This window comes from Cyanobium sp. NIVA-CYA 375 (assembly GCF_056108345.1).
This window is the reverse complement of sequence record NZ_JBSYHW010000310.1, coordinates 1-785: the sequence shown is the minus strand read 5'-3', so window position 1 is coordinate 785 and position 785 is coordinate 1. Positions and strand designations below refer to the sequence as shown.

At 63.1% G+C, this 785-nt stretch carries 1 protein-coding gene; it reads left to right on the top strand.

The genetic code is table 11. The features are described 5' to 3' along the window. The coding region (locus AC01FP_RS18275) for an RNA polymerase sigma factor, RpoD/SigA family (RefSeq protein ID WP_474482260.1) at positions 1–785 on the top strand (785 nt) is incomplete at both ends.

Below are 785 nucleotides of genomic sequence, written 5' to 3'. Positions count from 1 at the left end.
GTGCGCAGCTACCTGCGTGACATAGGCCGAGTTCCGCTTTTATCTCACGAGCAGGAGATCACGCTGGGCCGCCAGGTGCAGGAGTTGGTGGGTTTGGAAGAGCTGGAGCAGGAGCTGGAGGTGCGGCTGGGCAACAAGCCAAGCCAGGCGGAGTTGGCCCAGGCGGCTGGTCTGAGCGCGCCCCTGCTTAAGAAGCGCTTGCAGGCGGGCCGTCGGGCTAAGGAGCGGATGGTGGCGGCGAATTTGCGGCTGGTGGTGAGCGTGGCTAAGAAGTACACGCGGCGGAATATGGAGCTGCTGGACCTGATCCAGGAGGGCACGATCGGTTTGGTGCGCGGCGTTGAGAAGTTCGACCCAACCCGTGGCTACAAATTTTCAACCTATGCGTATTGGTGGATCCGCCAGGGGATCACGCGTGCGATTGCCGAGAAGAGCCGGACGATCCGGCTGCCCATCCACATCACCGAAACGCTGAACAAGCTGAAGAAGGGTCAGCGGGAGCTGAGCCAGCTGCTGGGCCGCACGCCGACGGTGACGGAGCTGGCAGAAGCGGTGGAACTGCCAGAGGAGGAGGTGAAGGATCTGCTGTGCCGTGCCCGCCAACCGGTGAGCTTGGAAACGAAGGTGGGCGACGGTGATGACACCGAACTGCTGGACCTGCTGGCAGGAGACGCGGAGCTGCCTGAAGACCGGGTGGATGGTGAGTGCCTGAAAGGAGACCTGCGCGCACTGCTGGAGCAGCTGCCGGAGCTGCAGGGTCGGGTGCTGAAGATGCGCTATGGCAT